Below are 527 nucleotides of genomic sequence, written 5' to 3'. Positions count from 1 at the left end.
TTCTGGCGGAGCGGACGGGACTCGAACCCGCGACCCCCGGCGTGACAGGCCGGTATTCTAACCGACTGAACTACCGCTCCAGTCTTGCTGCTTGCCTGGCAGGCGTCGGTTACTTCCTGCACGCGTTGCGACACTTCTACGAAACGCCGCTGAATCTGGCGTCCCCTAGGGGATTCGAACCCCTGTACTCACCGTGAAAGGGTGATGTCCTAGGCCTCTAGACGAAGGGGACAGCGTACTGCTTACATCCTTAACGAGAAAGCCCGTTCAAAAACGCTTTTGAACGGGCTTCGTTCTGGCGGAGCGGACGGGACTCGAACCCGCGACCCCCGGCGTGACAGGCCGGTATTCTAACCGACTGAACTACCGCTCCAGCTTTCTTACCCAACCTGCAGGACGTCGGTTACGTTCCTGCAAGCCTGCGACACTTCTACGAAACGCCGCTGAATTTGGCGTCCCCTAGGGGATTCGAACCCCTGTACTCACCGTGAAAGGGTGATGTCCTAGGCCTCTAGACGAAGGGGACA

4 tRNA genes are annotated in these 527 nt (G+C 58.8%); all 4 read right to left on the bottom strand.

Going from position 1 to position 527, the window contains the following annotated elements:
* Window positions 1-3: 3 nt before the first annotated feature.
* The 4 genes from WT53_RS29565 to WT53_RS29550 all read right to left on the bottom strand — a co-directional run bounded on the left by WT53_RS29565 (window position 4) and on the right by WT53_RS29550 (window position 526).
* Window positions 4-80: transfer RNA gene (locus tag WT53_RS29565), tRNA-Asp, on the bottom strand.
* 76 nt (window positions 81-156) lie between these two features.
* A tRNA-Glu gene (locus WT53_RS29560) sits at window positions 157-232 on the bottom strand.
* Between the two features lie 64 nt (window positions 233-296).
* Window positions 297-373: transfer RNA gene (locus WT53_RS29555), tRNA-Asp, on the bottom strand.
* 77 nt (window positions 374-450) lie between these two features.
* A tRNA-Glu gene (locus tag WT53_RS29550) sits at window positions 451-526 on the bottom strand.
* Window position 527 lies beyond the last annotated feature (1 nt).

It is taken from the genome of Burkholderia sp. MSMB2157WGS (assembly GCF_001532755.1).
Lineage (GTDB): Bacteria > Pseudomonadota > Gammaproteobacteria > Burkholderiales > Burkholderiaceae > Burkholderia.
Note: the sequence above shows the minus strand (reverse complement) of the source record. Positions and strands in the feature narration are given on the sequence as shown.